This is a genomic window from Rhabdothermincola sediminis (genome assembly GCF_014805525.1).
GTDB lineage: Bacteria > Actinomycetota > Acidimicrobiia > Acidimicrobiales > Acidimicrobilacustridaceae > Rhabdothermincola > Rhabdothermincola sediminis.
Genome location: NZ_JACFSZ010000025.1, coordinates 1 through 16590, shown reverse-complemented (window position 1 = coordinate 16590; position 16590 = coordinate 1). Strand labels below are relative to the sequence as shown.

The following is a 16590-nucleotide window of genomic DNA, read 5'->3' as shown; positions in this document are numbered from 1 at the left end:
CGGGCGTCGGGCAGGGCGCGGAGCCGCCCGCGCCGCCGGCCGCCGCACCGCTGCCGCCAGGCCCGCCCGGGCTGGGTGGGCGCCCCGGCACCGTGTAGCAGTTCTCCCAGCCGGTGCCGCCCTCCGCACCTGCGGTGCCGTTGACCCCGTTGGCGCCGTGCGCGCCATCGGTGCCCGGCAGGCCGGCCTCCGCCCGGGTCCGGACGTTGGTCAAGGTGACGTGCGCGCCGTTCACGGCCCGCAGCCCGTACACAGAGGCCCCGGCGCCGAGGCCGCTGTTGGTGCCCTGCAGAGTCAGGCCGTCCACGGTCGCGGTCACCGCGCCGCTGGCCAGCGCGGCCTGGGGCGCACCCCGCAAGGTGGTGAGCGTGTTGTCGGCCGTGCCCGGCGCACCGGCGGTGCCCGGCCGCGACCAGCCCCGGTACTGGTCGAAGCCGCCCATCAGGCGCACCCCGCTGGCCAGGCTGAGGCCTGCGCCGACGTTGTAGGACCCGGCGCCGACCGCCACCTGCGGCCGGCCCGCGGCCGCGGCAGCGGCCATCGCGGCCGGCACGGTGAGCTTCGGCGCGGCCGCCGAGCCGGGTGCCGCGTTGTCGCCCCGTTCGGACACGAAGACGGCGTCGCGGACCTCGAAGACCACCGAGTCGCTGCCAACGAGGCCCACCCAGTCGGACTGCTCGACCACCGCGGTGTAGATGCCCGGGGGCAGCGGAGCGGGGGCGGTGGCGATCCAGCTCCCGCCGGACACCATGCCGGGAAAGCTCTGCACGACCGTGGCTCCCTGCCGGATGGACACGTCCACCGCAGGGTGGTCACCCCGCTCGAGCCCGAGATCGCCGGCGTAGGTCAGCGCGGTCCACGAGTCGCGGTTGGCACCGTCGACCGGCGTGACCAGCGACGGGGAGGGCGCCGCCGTGTCGGCGTAGCCCACGCCGTCGGCGGGCGCGCTCGGGTCGCCGACCCCACGGCTGTTGTACGCCCGGACCTGGTAGGTGCAGGTGACCCCGGCGCCGCAGTCGTGCACCAGGCTGCGGCCGGCGCCGGTGCCGGTGGGCTGCCACGGGCCCCAGGTGGCGCCGTGATCGGTCGAGACCCGCACGTCGTAGCGCCACGGGGCCAACGGTGGGGCCAGCCCGCTCGCCGGTGGGTCCCAGGTGACGGTCACCAGCCCGAGCCCGTCGGGGTCGGGCGCCGCCGCCAGGTTCTCGGGCGCGGAGGGCTGGTGGTCGTCGTCGAGGATCACCAGGTGGGCCGACGGCGTGCCGATGGTGACCGGCCCGCTCACCGCCGTGAGGTTGACCGTGGCCTGCTCGTCACCCTCCCGGAGGTTGTCGTGGCGGATGGTCACCTTGACGGTCTTGCGCTGCTGGCCGGCCTGGAAGGTCACGTTCTTGGCCAGGCTGTTGAAGTCGAGGGCGGTGGCGGTGCCGGGCGCGGTGGCGACCTTCACCGTCAGCGGCGCGGTGGCCGGCCGGTTCAGCGACACGTTCACCAGCACGGAGCCGAGCCCGGTGTCGCCCTCCCACACCGCCGTGCCGGCGACGGTGGCGACGCAGCACGGGGCGGTCGAAGCGTCGTTGTCGACGATGGTGACCGTGCCCAGCGGGTCCTGGATCGGGTAGCCGACCGGGTTGCGCAACTCGACGGTGAAGCTCTCGTCGGCCTCGGCCAGCAGGTCGGGCTTGATCTTCACGGTGACGGTCTTGGCCACCTCGCCGATGCCGAACTTGAGCGTGCCGGTCTTCTGGGCGAAGTCCACCCCGGCGGTGGCGGTGCGGGCGATGGTGCGGTACTGCACCTGCGAGGCGACCGCGGCCGGGCCGCTCAGGCGGACGGTGACGTTGGCGTTCAGGTCGCCCTGATCGGACTCGGTGATCGACACGTCGCCGATGGCGAACCCGGGCACCGTGTAGTCGGCCGGGGCGTCACCGTCGTCGTCGACGATCGTTCCACCGACGGCCACGACCTGGCCGTCGTACTGGGTGACCTCCAGGCTGAACGACTCGGTGTCGCCCTCGTCGAGCGCGTCCTCGAGCACCGGCACGGTGACCGTCTGGGGGGCCGTGCTCCCGGCGCTGAACTGGAGGGTGCCCGCGACGCCGGTGTAGTCGGATCCGGCGGTGGCCGAACCGTCGACGGTGGCGTACGGGACCGAGACGTCGAACGGCGAGGGGCGGGTGGGGGTCACGGTGAAGGTGATCGACGCGCCGGGCCCCTCGATCACCGAGCCACCCGAGACCCGCACGGGCGGTGCGTCATCGTCGATGATGCGTCCCGGTGTCGACCCGCCGACGCTGGCGGAGCCGTGGGTGTCGGTGATCTGCAACGACAGGGATTCCGTCTCCTCGAAGGTGAGGTCGGCCGCGACGTCGACCAGCACCGTCTGGCTGAGCGAGCCGCCGGGGGTGAAGGTGAGCGAGCCCGTCACCGGCGCGTAGTCACCGGGGGCGACCGCGGTGCCGTCGACGGTGGCGTAGTCGAGGGTCACCGTGCTCAGCGACGGCTTGGAGAGGCTGACCTCGAAGGCGAGCTGGCCACCCGCACCGGGTGCGCTGCCCTCGACCACCGAGCCGCCCCGCACGGACACCGCCGGCACGTCGGCGACGGTGTAGGTGGTGGAGGTGGTCGAGCTGTTCCCCTTGTTGTCGACCGCGGTCACCGTGAAGGACTTGGTGCCCACGCTGGAGGTGTCGATGGGCGAGCCGTTCGGCACCGCGCCCGTGCAGGAGGCCACCCCCGACCCGGGCGACGGGTCACTGCACGAGTAGGAGGCGTTGACGACCTGGCCCAACCCGTAGGTGGCGCCGCTCGCCGGGGTGATGATGGTGGCGGTGGGGGCGGTGACGTCCGGGGGGATGATGGTGGTGGTCGACAGCGCGGGGACCGGCGCCACCGGCGTGCAGGTCGTGACCACGTCGCTGGCCCCGATCGGGGACGGGAAGTTCACGTTCACCGTGGTGGTGAAGAAGGACAGCTTCGGCTGGATGGTGGCGAAGGCCGGCCCGGCCGCCCGCAACACGGTGTTGATGGTGGGGATGCGGAACGTCGCCCCGCCGGGGATCGGGCCGGGGACGCTGAGCTCGAGGCGGTTGGCGCCGGCGTTGTAGGTCAGCGAGGGGGTGCCCGCGCCCGGTGGCATGATGCCGTCCGCGCCAAGGCTGTGGCTCACGTACACCGCGTTGGCCGCGATCGGGATGTTCATCCGCAGGTCGCGCAGGCTGTTGACCGTGAACCCCGAGGCGCTGCTCGGCGCCTGCGTGGTGTCGCTGGCCGAGGACACCGTGAACACTGTGTCGTTCTCCACTCCGTCAGGGGCGGTGGTGGTGACGGTGACGTCCTGGGACACCGCGACGGAGCCGATCGGGGTGTTGGCCGTGCAGTTCATCGGTGTGGTCACCGGGGTCGTCGCCGCATCGGTCGGGAGGATCGAGCTCCCGATGGCCAAGCCGGTGGATGCGAGCGCGAACGTGAGAACGACCGCGAGCTTGCGGCGCACGCGCATGGTTGGGTACCGCCCCTCTTGTCGCCCGGGGTGGGCCATCGCCTGCCCACCCACCCTCCAGTTGAACGTGACCGCAGTCACGCATCGCCGGGGCGACCATAACAAGGATGAGCCGATCCGTCACGCGCCGTGGTGATTTTGAGCGTGATTCCGGTTCTGGGGGCCAAAATTTCACGCTACGTAGTGGTCACCTCACCCAGCCCGCCTACAGCCCGGCGTGACCCGGAGGAGCCGACGGGTCACACCGAGCGGCCGAGGAAGCCCAGCAGCCGGGTCTGGTCGTCCGCGCCGGGCGGGGGTTCGAGCGCCGGTCCGAACGCGCCCGGTGCCCGCGCCGCGTCCCCGAACGCCCTCGCCTGCTCGAAGACGCGCTCCACCTCGCCCGGGTCGATGCGCTCGTCGAGGCCCACGGCACGGGCCAGATCCCAACCGTGGATCACGAGATCGAAGCACACGAAGAAGTCGACGCCCTCGGCGAAGGTCGTCCGACCGAACAGCCCCCGGTACTCGCTGCTGGCCAGTTGCGGATCGCGCAGGCTGTCGAGCACCACCGCCCGGGCGGCGTCGAAGGCCCCCGCCGGATCCTCGTCCACGGACGGGATGTCGCCCAGGGTGCGACCGACGAACCCCGAGAACAGCTCGTGGGTCTGCACGACATGGCCCACGAGGTGCCGAACCGTCCATCCCTCACACGGCGTGGGCGCCTCCCACCGGTCAGGGGGCACGGCCGCGATCTTCGCTGCGAAGGCGTCGGCGAGACGTCGGTGGCGATCGACGATGCTCGTCGTACTCATGGTTCCCGAGCATGGCAGCTCCCCTGCTCGGCTACCGCGACCAGGCGCACCTCACCCGGGGCTTTACCGCGGCCATCGGCATCCCCCCGGCGCGCTACGCCCGGCTCGCTCGCAGACGGCCCACCGGGGCCGTAGAGTGATCGCGACACGCACGGGAGTCCGGAGGACCGGGCTGAGAGGGGGGCTGATCCGCCCCCGACCGTTTCGAACCTGATCCGGATCATGCCGGCGAAGGGAGCACGAGGTTGGCCGAGCTGGGTCGCCTGCACGTCATCACCGATCGGCTGCCGATCGCGGCCGCGGCGCTGGATGCCGGTGCACCGGTCATCCAGGTCCGGGCCAAGGACGCCACCGACGCCGAGGTCCTCGACCTCACCTGCCGGGTGCTCGAGCTGGCCGCGCCCCACGGCGCCACGGTGGTGGTGGACGACCGGCTCGACGTCGCGCTGGCCGCGGGCGCGCACGGCGTGCACGTCGGCGAGCACGACCTGCCGGTCGGTGCCGCTCGGCAGGTAGCCGCCGACCCCGCGTTCGTGGTCGGCGGCACCGCCCGCGACCCGCTGACCGCCCGGGCGTACCAGATCGCCGGCGCCACCTACCTCGGTGTCGGCCCCTGCTACGCCACGTCGTCGAAGGTGGGGCTGCCCGAGCCCGAAGGGGCCGAGCGGGTGCGCGCCGTCGCCGCCGCGGTGTCGATCCCGGTGATCGCCATCGCCGGGGTGACCGCGGCCCGGATCCCCGAGCTGCTCGAGGCGGGCGCACACGGGGTGGCGGTCATCGGCGCGATCCGTGACGCGGACGACCCCAGGGCCGCGACCCGCGAGCTGCTCGCAGCGCTGGAGGCGGTGCAGCCGTGACCGACCGCGCAGTGGTCGCGGGCGGCGGGATCGTCGGGCTGTCGATCGCCTGGCGCCTGGCCCGAGCAGGACTCGCGGTCAGCGTCATCGACCCGGCACCCGCCAGCTCGGCGTCGCACGCCGCCGCCGGGATGCTCTGCCCGGTTGCCGAGGCCCGCTACGGGGAGGAGGCGCAGGTCGCGCTGCACCTCGCCGCCTACGACCGGTGGCCGGGCTTCGCGGCGGAGCTGGAGGCGGCGACCGGCGCCGAGGTCGGGCTCCGCCACAACGGCACCATCGCGGTGGCCCTCGATGCCGACGACCTGCGGGCCCTCGACGCCACCCGTCGCTTCCAGGAGGAGCTCGGCCTCGAGGTGCAGCGGCTGCGCAGCGGCGAGTGCCGCGCCCTGGAGCCCATGCTCTCGCCTCGGGTGCGCGGCGGTGTGCGCGTCGATCGGGAGTCGTCGGTCGATCCCCGCCGGGTGTGCGCCGCGCTGATCGGCGCGGCCCGGGCCGCGGGCGTAGAGCTGGTGGAGCAGCAGATGGCACAGGTACTGACGGGCGGCGGGAGGGTGCGAGGGGTGGCACTCAAAGGCGGCGACGTCGTGACCGGCGATCACGTGGTGCTGGCGCTCGGCCCGTGGAGCGCCGCGGTGGTCGGCGTACCCGCCGAGGCGGCACCACCGGTGCGCCCGGTCAAAGGCCAGATCCTGCGGCTGCGCTTCGACCCGGCGGCGCCGCCCCTCACCCGCAACGTGCACGGTCTGGTGCACGGCTGGTCCGTCTACCTCGTGCCGCGCATCGACGGGGAGCTGGTGGTCGGGGCCACGGTCGAGGAGAAGGGCTTCGACACCACCGTCACCGCCGGTGGGGTGCGCGAGCTGCTGGACGCGGCGGTCGAGCTGGTGCCGGCGGTGGCCGAGCTCGAGCAGGTCGAAGCCCTCGCCCGCCTCCGGCCGGCGAGCGAGGACCACTCGCCGGTGATCGGGCCGACCGGCGTCGAGGGGCTGGTGCTGGCCACCGGCCACCACCGCAACGGCGTGTTGCTGGCCCCGATCACCGCCGACGCGGTCGCCGGCCTGCTCGTCGACGGCAAGCTCCCACCTGAGGTCGCGCCCTTCACGATCGAGAGGTTCCGGCGGTGATCGTGCTCAACGGGGAACCGTGCCCGCTCGAACCGGCCACGACGGTGGCCGCGCTCGTCGAACGCCTCGGCGCAGGCACCCGAGGCGTGGCGGTGGCCGTGAACGGTGAGCTCGTGCCCCGAAGTCGGTGGGCGGATCAGCCCCTGCGCGACGGCGACCGCATCGAGATCCTCCGGGCGGCCCAAGGTGGCTGAGCGAACCGAGCGCGACGTGAGCGCCGACCGGCTGAGCATCGCCGGTGAGCACCTGCGCTCCAGGCTGATCCTCGGCACCGGCGGCGCACCGAACCTGGAGGTGCTCGAGCGGGCCGTTCGGGCGTCGGGCACCGAGCTGGTGACCGTGGCACTGCGCCGGGTCGACCCCGCCCAGCCCGGCGGGCTGCTGGAGCTGGTCGATCGCACCGGGGTGCGGGTGCTCCCCAACACCGCCGGATGCTTCACCGCCGCCGAGGCCGTGCTCACCGCCAGGCTGGCCCGCGACGCGTTCGAGACCGACTGGATCAAGCTGGAGGTGATCGGCGACGAGCGCACCCTGCTGCCCGATCCGGTGGAGCTGCTCGACGCAGCCGAGCAGCTCGTCGACGACGGGTTCGTGGTGCTTCCCTACACCAACGACGATCCGGTCACCGCCACCCGCCTGGCGGAGATCGGCTGCGCGGCGGTCATGCCGCTCGGCTCGCCCATCGGCAGCGGCATGGGGATCCGCAACCCCTACAACCTCGCCATCATCCGGGAGCAGGTGCCGGTGCCGGTGATTCTCGATGCCGGCATCGGGACCGCATCCGACGCGGCCCGGGCAATGGAGCTGGGCTGTGACGGCGTGCTGCTCGCGTCCGCGGTCACCCGGGCCCGCGACCCCGAGCGGATGGCCCGAGCCATGCGGGCCGCGGTGGAGGCCGGTCGCGAAGCGCACCTCGCCGGTCGCATCCCCCGCCGGCTCTACGCCCAGGCCTCCACCCCGTTCGACGGCATCGCCGAGCTCGACCCCGGCGAGACGGAGGTGCGCAGGTGAGCACGCTCCCCCGCCTGCTGGTGCTCACCGACCGCACCCAGACCGTGGGGCGTCCACTGGTCGAGGTGGTGCGCATCGCGGTGCACGGCGGTGCCCGAGCCGTCGTGCTGCGGGAGAAGGACCTGCCGACCTCCGAGCGGGCCGCCCTCGCCGCCGCGTTGCGCCCCCACGTGGAGGTGCTGCTCGTGGCTTCCGATCCCACCCTGACCTTCGACGGTGGCCCCGCCGACGGTGTACACCTCGCCGCTGCCGACCCCACCCCGCAGCCGGCCCCGGCGCTGGTGGGTCGGTCCTGCCACGACGCCGGCGAGCTGGACGGCGCCCGCCGGCAGGGCTGCCACTACGTCACCGTGTCGCCCGCGTTCTCGTCGCGCTCGAAGCCGGGCTACGGGCCCGCGCTGGGCATCGACGCGCTGCGAGGGCTCGTGGCCACGGCTGGGGTGCCGGTGTTCGCGCTCGGTGGCGTCACGCCCACCAATGCGGCGGCCTGCCTCGAGGCCGGCGCCCACGGCGTGGCCGTGATGGGTGAGGTGATGCGCGCCGCTGACCCGGCGAGCACGGTCGCCGCGCTGGGGCGAGCGATCGCCGGCGCGGGGGGCGAGCCGTGAGCACCCCGGCGGTGGCGATGACGATCGCCGGGTCGGACTCGGGGGGCGGAGCCGGCATCCAGGCCGATCTCAGGACCTTCGCCGCGCTGGGGGTCTTCGGCACTTCAGCGGTGACCGCCCTGACCGCCCAGAACACGACCGAGGTGCGCGCCGTGCACCCCGTGCCCGCCGAGATGGTCGTGGCCCAGATCGACGCGGTGCTCGACGACCTGGACGTCCGGGCCGTCAAGACCGGAATGCTGGCCGGCGCGGAGATCGTCGACGCGGTGGCGGCGCTCGCGGCCGCGGGCCGGCTCCCGAACCTGGTCGTCGACCCGGTGATGGTGGCCTCCTCGGGCGCCCGCCTCCTCGATCCCGCTGCCGAGCGCCGCTACCTCGTGGGGCTCTTCCCCCACGCCCGGGTGGTCACCCCCAACCTGTGGGAGGCGCAGATGCTGCTCGGCCGGGAGATCACCACCCACGCCGGCCAGCGGGAGGCCGCGACGGCGCTGCTCACCAACGGGCCGGAGGTGGTGGTGGTCAAGGGCGGGCACCCGGTCCGCGGCGAGCGAGGGGACCTCGGCGAGGCCGTCGACGTCGTCGCCACCGCGGACGGCACGATCGAGCTTCGCCGCCCGCGGATCCCGACGGTGAACAACCACGGCAGCGGCTGCTCGTTCGCCTCCGCGATCGCCGCCCACCTCGCGCTGGGCCATGACGTCATCGAGGCCATAGAGCGCGCCAAGGACTTCGTCCACCGAGCCGTCGCCGGGGGCGCGCGCTGGGTGCTCGGTGCCGGTCACGGACCACTCGACCACTTCGGATGGGAACTGGAGGAGCAGGAATGACCACCACCAAGACCTACCTGGACGGGCCGGGCGGGATTCGGGTTCCGCAGCGGGAGATCACCCTCAGCAACGGCGAGGTCCTCCACCTGTACGACACGTCTGGGCCAGGTGGCGACCCCACCCGCGGCCTGCCGCGCCTGCGCGACCCCTGGATCCGGGCCCGCGGCGACGTCGAGGAGCACCCCGGTGCCCGCCGGCCGTCCCTGCGCGACGACGGGCGGGCGGCCGCGCGCCGGGGCGCCACCGCCACCGGCCAGCCGTGGCAGGGCCCCCCGCGGCCGCCGCTGCGAGCCAAACCGGGCCGGACCGTCACCCAGCTGCACTACGCCCGCCGGGGGGAGATCACCCCGGAGATGGCCTTCGTGGCCCGGCGGGAGGGGCTCGACCCCGAGCTGGTGCGCGACGAGATCGCCCGGGGGCGGGCCATCCTGCCGGCGAACCTCAACCATCCCGAGAGCGAGCCCATGGCCATCGGCCGGTCGTTCCTGGTGAAGGTGAACGCCAACATCGGCAACAGCGCGGTGGCCAGCTCGATCGCCGAGGAGGTCGAGAAGCTGGCCTGGGCCACCCGCTGGGGAGCCGACACGGTGATGGACCTCAGCACCGGGCCGGACATCCACACCACTCGGGAATGGATCATCCGCAACAGCCCGGTGCCCATCGGCACGGTGCCCATCTACCAGGCCCTGGAGAAGGTCGACGGCACACCCGAGGAGCTCACCTGGGAGCTGTTCCGCGACACGGTGATCGAGCAAGCCGAGCAGGGGGTCGACTACATGACGATCCACGCCGGGGTACGGCTGCGCTACGTGCCGCTCACCGCCCGCCGGGTGACCGGCATCGTGAGCCGGGGCGGGTCGATCATGGCCGCCTGGTGCCTCGCACACCACACCGAGTCGTTCCTCTACGAGCACTTCGACGAGCTCTGCGAGATCTTCGCCGCCTACGACGTGGCGTTCAGCCTCGGTGACGGGCTGCGGCCCGGTTCGATCGCCGACGCCAACGACGACGCCCAGCTCGCCGAGCTGCGCACGCTCGGCGAGCTCACCGAGCGGGCCTGGTGCCACGACGTGCAGGTGATGATCGAGGGTCCCGGTCACGTACCCATGCACAAGATCGCCGAGAACGTCGACCTGCAGCGCGACTGGTGCCGGGAGGCGCCCTTCTACACCCTCGGCCCGCTCACCACGGACATCGCACCCGGCTACGACCACATCACCAGCGCGATCGGCGCGGCGATGATCGCCATGCACGGCACGGCCATGCTCTGCTACGTCACCCCGAAAGAGCACCTCGGCCTACCGGATCGCGAGGACGTGAAGCAGGGGGTGATCGCCTACAAGATCGCCGCCCACGCCGCGGATCTGGCCAAAGGCCACCCGGGTGCCCGGGCCTGGGACGACGCGCTCAGCCGTGCCCGGTTCGAGTTCCGCTGGGAGGACCAGTTCGAGCTCGCCCTGGACCCCGACACCGCTCGGGCGTACCACGACGAGACGCTCCCGGCGGAGCCGGCAAAGACCGCGCACTTCTGCTCGATGTGCGGCCCCAAGTTCTGCTCCATGCGCATCACGCAGGACGTCCGGCGCTACGCCGAGGCACGAGGGGTCCCCGAGTCGCAGGCGATCGAGCTCGGGTTGCGCGAGAAGGCGGCCGAGCTCAACGAGCGCACGGCACCGCGAAGGCCATGACGGATCCATGACGATCGGCCCATCCGAAGCGGCCGAGGTCTGTAGGGGCTGGTGCGGGGTAGCGAACGACCCGTGAGTACCTCGTTCAGGGGGGTCGGTGCCGGGCCCGCCCCACTCGTCGAGGCGCAGGCGTCGTTCGCGCCGGAGTCGGTGTCGGTGGGGCAAGCTCGGGCGTTCGTGGTCTCGGCGCTCGGACTGGCGGGCGGCACGGCGAGCACCGTGGCCCTGCTCACCTCGGAGCTGGCGTCGAACGCGGTGCTGCACGCCCGGACCCGGTTCACCATCACCGTCGAGCGCTTCGCCGACCACGTGCGGGTCGGGGTCGGTGACACGCACCGTGGCCTACCGGTGTTCCGGGGGCGGCAGGCATCGGACCTCGACAGCGGCCGGGGGCTGGTCGTGGTGCACGGGCTGGCCAGGCGATGGGGGATGCAGGTCGACGGCGACGGGAAGGAAGTGTGGTTCGAGGTGGCGCTGCCGGCGGAGTGAGCCCGAGCGGGGTGCGCCCGTGCCACTCCTGGGCGGCCGTCGGCCTGATGAACACGTCGGGCTCGGAGCGCGGCGGGAGTATGGTTGACGCTTCCTGGCGGCGTGGCCGAGTGGTTTAGGCAGGGGCCTGCAAAGCCCCGTACCCCGGTTCGATTCCGGGCGCCGCCTCCAGTGTCCTGATCTGGTATAACACCAGGTCAGGCCCACTTTTTCGGTGTGTCCGGCAGGGCCGGTCAGTGACCGCTGGATACCCCCACGACCCCTGGTTTCGCTCCCACAGCGCTCCCAAGGCGCTCCCACGGGATCGACAGGAGGATGGAGATGGGGTTCATCGAGAAGCGCAGCGGTCGCTACCGCGCGCGCTACCGGGACCCGCTGGGGCGCCAGCGGTCCGAGACGTTCACCCGCAAGGCCGACGCCGAGCGGTTCATCAGGGAGATGCAGGTCGACATCGAGCGGGGTCGGTGGATCGACCCGGCCGGGGCCGATCTCGCGCTCGGCACCTGGGCCGAGGAGTTCCTCTCGCTCGCCCGACGCTTGTCGCCGTCGACGCAGGAGACCTACGCCCGCGACCTCAACCGGTACGTGCTGCCCCGGTTCGGCTCGTACCGCATCGGCAGGCTCCCGGCCGATGAGATCGAGAACTGGCTCAACGACGATCCGGGCGCCGACGTCGTCGCGACCGGGCCGGTGGCGGCACCGGTCGAGCCAGTCTCGGATCTCCACCGGGTCGAAGCGCACCAGGTGGCCCCACTTGATGAACGGGATGCGCCGTTCGAGGACCAGGCGGCGGACGTGTCGGGTGTTGACGCCGAGGAACTCGGCGACGGCGGTGACGTCGAGCAGGCGGGGCGGCAGCTGGTCGGCGGGGCGGGTGGTCGACATGGTCGGGCTCCTTCGGTCGGTGCTGAGCGTGGAGGTGTCTCCCTGTCACTAGGCCGTTGAGGCGGGTGGAATCTCGCGGGGAATCTTCGAAACCTTCGCTCGGGTCGACGACCTCGTTGCCCGCCAGGCACCATGGAGCGCCACCAGGATCCGGCCACGACGAAGGCCTCGACGGGCCCTTGTCCCATGGGCGATAACCCCAACTGCGCGGACCACGATTGCAACCCCCTCCGGGGTTGGCGCGCAGGAGGATCCCGTGGCCTGGTTCCGGATGATGGGCGTCGACTCCGTCGAGTACCACCGCCGCACGGTGCTCGGGCGTGCCGACGACTTCGAGGGCGGCGCGCTCGCCTACTACGGCAGTCGGGGCGAGACCCCGCTCGAATGGGGCGGCCGGCTGGCCGACAGGCTCGGTCTCGTCGGTCCGGTCGACGACGCCACCTACGAGGCCATCTTCGGCCGGGGTGGCGCCCGTGACCCCCATCTGGGGACACGGCTCGTGAACACCCGGCGGCCTGGGGTGGAGCTGGTGGTGGCAGCCCACAAGAGCGTCGCCGTCCTCGGCCTCATCGGTCGGGCCGACGACATGCACGCCATCCTCGACGCCGAGTCGGACACCACGCTCGCCTTCCTCGACGAGTGGTTCAGCCGCCAGGGCGGCCGCCGTGGGAAGAGCCAGCACCGAACAGCCACTAGCGGCCTGCTCTGGGCTCGGACGAGGCACGCCACCTCGCGCGCTGGTGACCCTTCGCCCCATGATCACGTCCTGATCGCCAACGTCACCGAGATGCTCGACGCCAAGGGCGGCTGGAAGGCCCTCGACAGCGCGAGCGTCCGCGACCTGACCCACGCCGCGACGATGGCGGGGCGTCTTGACGCGGCCGCCAAGGCGGTCGAGCTCGGGTACGCCATCGAGCCTGACCGCGGGCCGTCCGGGAAGCTGGACCACTGGGCCATCGCCGGCATCCCGGCTGTCGTCACCGACCTGTTCTCGAAGCGAGCGACGGAGATCAGCGCAGCCATGGAGGCCGAAGGGTTCACCTCTCGTCGTGCACGAGGCATCGCCGCCCGCCGAACCCGTAAAGGGAAGAGCGACGAGTCCCCCGAGTCCCTGATCCATCGGTGGCTGGACGAGCTCGACTCCATCGGCTGGCCGGCCCGCAAGGTGACGCAGCGGCTGGACCATGTGACCCGCCGGTTGCACCAGCCGGCGCGGGCGCTGACCGACGCTGAGGTCACCGCAGCCGCCTCCTCGCTGCTGCTCGGAGACGGACCGCTCGCCAACCGCAAGGCGTTCACCCGCGCCGACGTGATCCGGGTGGCGGCGCCACTCCTGTACGGCCGTGACCCCGCCGACCTCGACCGCGTCGTGCGCGCTGTCGTCCACCACGCCGAGGCCATCCCGCTCGTCGGTCAGCCGTTCGCCCGGGGCCGGGCCTGGGCCGCGGCGTCGGTGCTCGCCACCGAAGTCGCCGTCGAAGCAGTCGGCGAGCGGTTCGCTGAGCGGACGCACCAGGCGGCCGTCACGCCCGACGTCGTCACCGCCGCGATTGCCGACCGCGAGCGGAGGCTCGGGGCGTGCCTCACGACCGGCCAGCAGCGCGCCATCACTGCTGTCACGACGTCCGGCCGTGCACTCGACCTCGTGGTCGGCGTGGCTGGCTCCGGCAAGACGACGGCGCTCGACCTCGCACGAGAGATTCTCGAAGGCCAGGGCTACCGCGTCCTCGGGACGGCGATCAGCGGTCAGGCAACTCGCACGCTGCGGGACGAGGCCGGTGTCGACAGCAGGACGGTCGCCTCGCTCGTCTGGCGGCTGGAACACGGCGCGCTGCGTCTCGACGACCACACGGTCCTCCTGGTCGACGAGGCGGGAACGGCCGACGACCCCGCCATGCTCAAGCTCCTGGCGGCGGCCGACGGCGCCGGAGCCAAGGCGGTCATCGTCGGTGACTACCGCCAGCTCGACGCGGTGGGCGCCGGCGGCGGCCTCGAAGCCCTCGTGCGCCGGCAGCACCCGGCCGTCACGGTGCTCGACGAGAACGTCCGCCAGCACAGAGCCGACGAGCGGCGAGCGCTCGAGCAGCTGCGCTCCGGCAAGGTGGCCGACGCCATCGCCTGGTACGAGGACGCCGGTCGCATCGCGACTGCACCGACGAGGCTGGATGCTCTCGAGCGTGCTGTCGATGCCTGGGACACGGACCGCCGCAGCGGCGTCGACTCGTGTCTCCTGGCGTGGCGACGGCGAGACGTCACGGCGCTCAACCAGCTCGCCCGTGAGCGGTGCATCAGCGCCGGTGAGGTCTTCAGTCCCGAGGTGTCGGTGCCGGGTGGCAAGCCGTTCGCGCTCGGGGACCGAGTGGTGACCCTCGCCCCGTCCGGTGACGGCAGGTACGTCACGAGCGACCGCGGGACGGTGTCCGGCGTCGACCGAGAGATCCTCACCGTGCACTTCGATGACGGGAGGACCGTCACCTTGGCGGGGGAGGAGCTGGCTGCGGATCGGCTCGACTACGCCTACGCGGTGACAGTGCATCGGATGCAGGGTGCGACCGCCGACCGCGCTCACGTCTTCGCCGACGGGGGCGGCCGGGAGCTCGCCTATGTCGCCATGAGCCGGGCACGCGAGTCGTCGCACGTATACGTCGTCGCCGATGACCCCAGCCAGGCCGTCGACGACCTCACACGCGAGTGGGGGGTCGAGCGCCGGGAGCGGTGGGTCCTCGACACCGACCAGCCTGCCCAGGAGGGCGACGTTCGCCGCCCGAACCTCGCGAGGCGGACGAGCTGGGCGCTCCGGCAGGCTCAGCTACGGGCAGAGGAGGATGCCGTGCGCGCCGTGGCACCCTGGGCCGAGCACCGCCTGCGTGCGCTTGAGACACAGCGCCGGCTCGATGCACTGGAACAACCCCCAGGGCCCTCGCGGGGTCTCGGCCTCGCTGGGCCGGCTCGATAGCTCTGGGCGGCCGTGACAACCGCTGACCGGATCCGATGGGACCCGGCCGGGCGACTTCGTCACACCCCCTGCGTACGCTTATGGCGGAGGTGCGAGGTGACAGCCGTGTCTGCAAACCGACCGACCGCTACGACAACGGTCATCAGGATCCGACTCTTCTTCAGCTCCTACGCGCCCCTGTTCCTTCTGCTGGCCTTGCGCCTGGAGGACGACGTCGTTCGACTCGTCGCCCTGTTCCTCGGCCTCGTCGGTCTGCTCGACGCCGCCAGACTCGTGCTGTGGCAGCCGGGACGAATTGGCCCCAGCCCGTACACCATCCGGGAGGTTGCGGATCACGGCTCGCAGGTCGCTGGATACCTCGTCGCCTACCTCCTGCCCTTTCTGGCCATCACAGATCCGAGCGCTTCGGATCTGGCCGCCTACGCCCTCTTCTTGCTAATCGTCGCGGTGATCTTCGTTCGTTCGGACATGACTGAGATCAACCCCACCCTGTACCTCCTTGGCCGTCGGGTCGTTCAGATCAAGACCGACGAGGGATGGGCAGGATTCGCCGTCGTGCGCGGCCTTCCGCAAGCCGGTGACACCTTGCGTGCAGCGCACCTCGACCAGGGCATCCTCGTCGAGGTGCGCCGATGACCCCGGTCAGAACCTGGACTCTCGACACGAGCGCGGTCGACATCGCGGGTGACGTGACTCTGGTCGTAGCACGCAGACGCGGGAAATCGCTCGAGGGGTTCAAGATCGAGTTCGATGCCACGGCAGGCGACGCCATCCGCGAGGTCTGCCGCGAGACGCTGCGACGCGTTGCAGCGCGCGCAGCCCGCCAATACGAGCCGAGCCTCCACATCGACGCGGATAGTGAGTACCTCGCAGTACCTGACGCGGAGCTTGTCCAGCACGAGGCCTTCCGCCCGAAGCCTCGCCGCTCCGGGAACGGCGAAGAGGCTGATCGCGATCCCAACCCTTCTACGGCGACGATCGAAACGGATCCGCAGGTGCGGGACCTGCTCCGAAGGGCCTCCGGGCTCGAACGACTTCCCGCCGAGCGGCTGGCGGATTACACCTTCCAGTTCTACGCAGCTGTGGTCGGCAGCTCGGCGACCGCTCGATCGGCCTTCGTACGGAAGGCGAACCCCGCCAAGGTGCTGCGACGCGGCCGCATGGTGTTCGCCTACGGCGACAGGCTGAAGTTCGTCGACGACCCGCTGCTCCTCCTCGACGAGTGGTTCGACCTTGTGGTCGCTCCTGGCGGCATCGCAGTGCTGAACCAACCCGCCTTCGAGCAACTCTTTCGGGATATCGAAGTGCTGAACGAGCGCTACCCGATCTATGCCGAGGCGTTCTCGACGCTGCAGCTGGCCGAGGATCAGATCACCATGCTGGTTGAGCGATGCCGCCACAACTCGAGGCTGGGGAACCGCCTGCGTCAGATCTACGAGAGCGGTCACCTGGCCGCGGGCAACGTGACGATGAAGCAGGTCAAGCGGGAGATCGACAAACTCGGTTTGCCCCGCGACACACTGCTCAAGGACGGCCGACTCGACTTCAGCGGTGCTGACGCCGACACGGTCCTCAAGCTGCTCAACGACGACCTGTTCATCGGCGGATTGAGCGGGGTCCAATACGAGGCCGGGTCCAAGGCACGGCGGCGGTAGCAGTGAACCTCTGGGCCGCGCGTCCGACCAGCGAGCGGTTCGGGCGCACTTCCTCAGTGTGGCTTCCCTAGGAGACTGCTGAGCAATCGGGTGGGCGGGTCGATTCGCGTTGGGGGCGTGGATCGAAAAGAATGGGCCGATGCAAGGGACGTCTCGCCCGGATCGTGAGTTGCTCGACGCGGCGGCATTGTGCA

Annotated in this window: 14 protein-coding genes, 1 tRNA gene, 2 pseudogenes and 1 riboswitch; of the genes and pseudogenes, 14 read left to right on the top strand and 3 right to left on the bottom strand. The window is 71.8% G+C overall.

Translation table 11 applies throughout. From position 1 onward, the window contains the following. Together HZF19_RS15535 and HZF19_RS15530 are read right to left on the bottom strand one after the other, a co-directional pair. The coding region (locus HZF19_RS15535) for a Calx-beta domain-containing protein (protein WP_307781255.1) at positions 1–3496 on the bottom strand (3496 nt) is incomplete at its 3' end. 245 nt (positions 3497–3741) lie between these two features. Next, positions 3742–4296, bottom strand: coding sequence for a TIGR03086 family metal-binding protein (locus HZF19_RS15530; protein ID WP_208029715.1), 555 nt, complete (start codon positions 4294–4296; stop codon positions 3742–3744). A gap of 11 nt (positions 4297–4307) precedes the next feature. On the opposite strand from HZF19_RS15530, the gene HZF19_RS16985 reads away from it, so the two are divergent. The 11 genes and pseudogenes from HZF19_RS16985 to HZF19_RS17540 all read left to right on the top strand — a co-directional run. Beyond that, on the top strand, positions 4308–4436 hold the full coding sequence (locus HZF19_RS16985) for a helix-turn-helix transcriptional regulator (protein WP_208029714.1): 129 nt from the start codon (positions 4308–4310) through the stop codon (positions 4434–4436). Between the two features lies 1 nt (position 4437). Next, positions 4438–4550, top strand: a riboswitch (TPP riboswitch). Next, entirely contained in the window at positions 4542–5153 is a 612-nt protein-coding gene (gene thiE, locus HZF19_RS15520) for a thiamine phosphate synthase (RefSeq protein ID WP_208029713.1), read from the top strand. Its footprint overlaps the riboswitch before it by 9 nt. Beyond that, entirely contained in the window at positions 5150–6277 is a 1128-nt protein-coding gene (gene thiO, locus HZF19_RS15515; RefSeq protein ID WP_208029712.1) for a glycine oxidase ThiO, read from the top strand. The genes thiE and thiO overlap by 4 nt, the downstream gene beginning before the upstream one ends. Next, positions 6274–6471: a sulfur carrier protein ThiS gene (gene thiS, locus HZF19_RS15510; RefSeq protein WP_208029711.1), complete on the top strand. Its 198-nt coding sequence runs from the start codon at positions 6274–6276 to the stop codon at positions 6469–6471. Before thiO ends, thiS begins: the two co-directional genes overlap by 4 nt. 16 nt (positions 6472–6487) lie before the next feature. Further along, positions 6488–7288, top strand: a complete 801-nt coding sequence (locus HZF19_RS15505; RefSeq protein ID WP_307781254.1) for a thiazole synthase — start codon at positions 6488–6490, stop codon at positions 7286–7288. Then, positions 7285–7896: a thiamine phosphate synthase gene (locus HZF19_RS15500; protein WP_208029710.1), complete on the top strand. Its 612-nt coding sequence runs from the start codon at positions 7285–7287 to the stop codon at positions 7894–7896. The genes HZF19_RS15505 and HZF19_RS15500 overlap by 4 nt, the downstream gene beginning before the upstream one ends. Continuing rightward, on the top strand, positions 7893–8723 hold the full coding sequence (thiD, locus tag HZF19_RS15495) for a bifunctional hydroxymethylpyrimidine kinase/phosphomethylpyrimidine kinase (protein ID WP_307781253.1): 831 nt from the start codon (positions 7893–7895) through the stop codon (positions 8721–8723). Before HZF19_RS15500 ends, thiD begins: the two co-directional genes overlap by 4 nt. Next, positions 8720–10411, top strand: a complete 1692-nt coding sequence (gene thiC / locus HZF19_RS15490) for a phosphomethylpyrimidine synthase ThiC (protein ID WP_235980284.1) — start codon at positions 8720–8722, stop codon at positions 10409–10411. Before thiD ends, thiC begins: the two co-directional genes overlap by 4 nt. 72 nt (positions 10412–10483) lie before the next feature. Then, the gene (locus tag HZF19_RS15485) at positions 10484–10900 is read left to right on the top strand and encodes an ATP-binding protein (RefSeq protein ID WP_208029708.1); all 417 of its coding nucleotides are present in this window, start codon (positions 10484–10486) and stop codon (positions 10898–10900) included. Between the two features lie 96 nt (positions 10901–10996). Further along, positions 10997–11071: transfer RNA gene (locus HZF19_RS15480), tRNA-Cys, on the top strand. Between the two features lie 144 nt (positions 11072–11215). Continuing rightward, positions 11216–11542: pseudogene (locus HZF19_RS17540) on the top strand (hypothetical protein); the annotation flags it as partial. Between the two features lie 111 nt (positions 11543–11653). Here HZF19_RS17540 and HZF19_RS17535 read toward each other — a convergent pair. After that, positions 11654–11785, bottom strand: a pseudogene (locus HZF19_RS17535) (helix-turn-helix domain-containing protein); the annotation flags it as partial. 256 nt (positions 11786–12041) lie between these two features. Here HZF19_RS17535 and mobF point away from each other — a divergent pair. The 3 genes from mobF (at position 12042) to HZF19_RS15460 (ending at position 16396) form a co-directional block, all read left to right on the top strand. Continuing rightward, complete coding sequence (mobF, locus tag HZF19_RS15470; protein ID WP_208029706.1) at positions 12042–14741, top strand: MobF family relaxase; 2700 nt, start codon at positions 12042–12044, stop codon at positions 14739–14741. A 96-nt stretch (positions 14742–14837) separates the two neighbouring features. Beyond that, on the top strand, positions 14838–15377 hold the full coding sequence (locus HZF19_RS15465) for a KwaA family protein (protein WP_208029705.1): 540 nt from the start codon (positions 14838–14840) through the stop codon (positions 15375–15377). After that, entirely contained in the window at positions 15374–16396 is a 1023-nt protein-coding gene (locus tag HZF19_RS15460; protein ID WP_208029704.1) for a DUF4868 domain-containing protein, read from the top strand. The genes HZF19_RS15465 and HZF19_RS15460 overlap by 4 nt, the downstream gene beginning before the upstream one ends. Positions 16397–16590 lie beyond the last annotated feature (194 nt).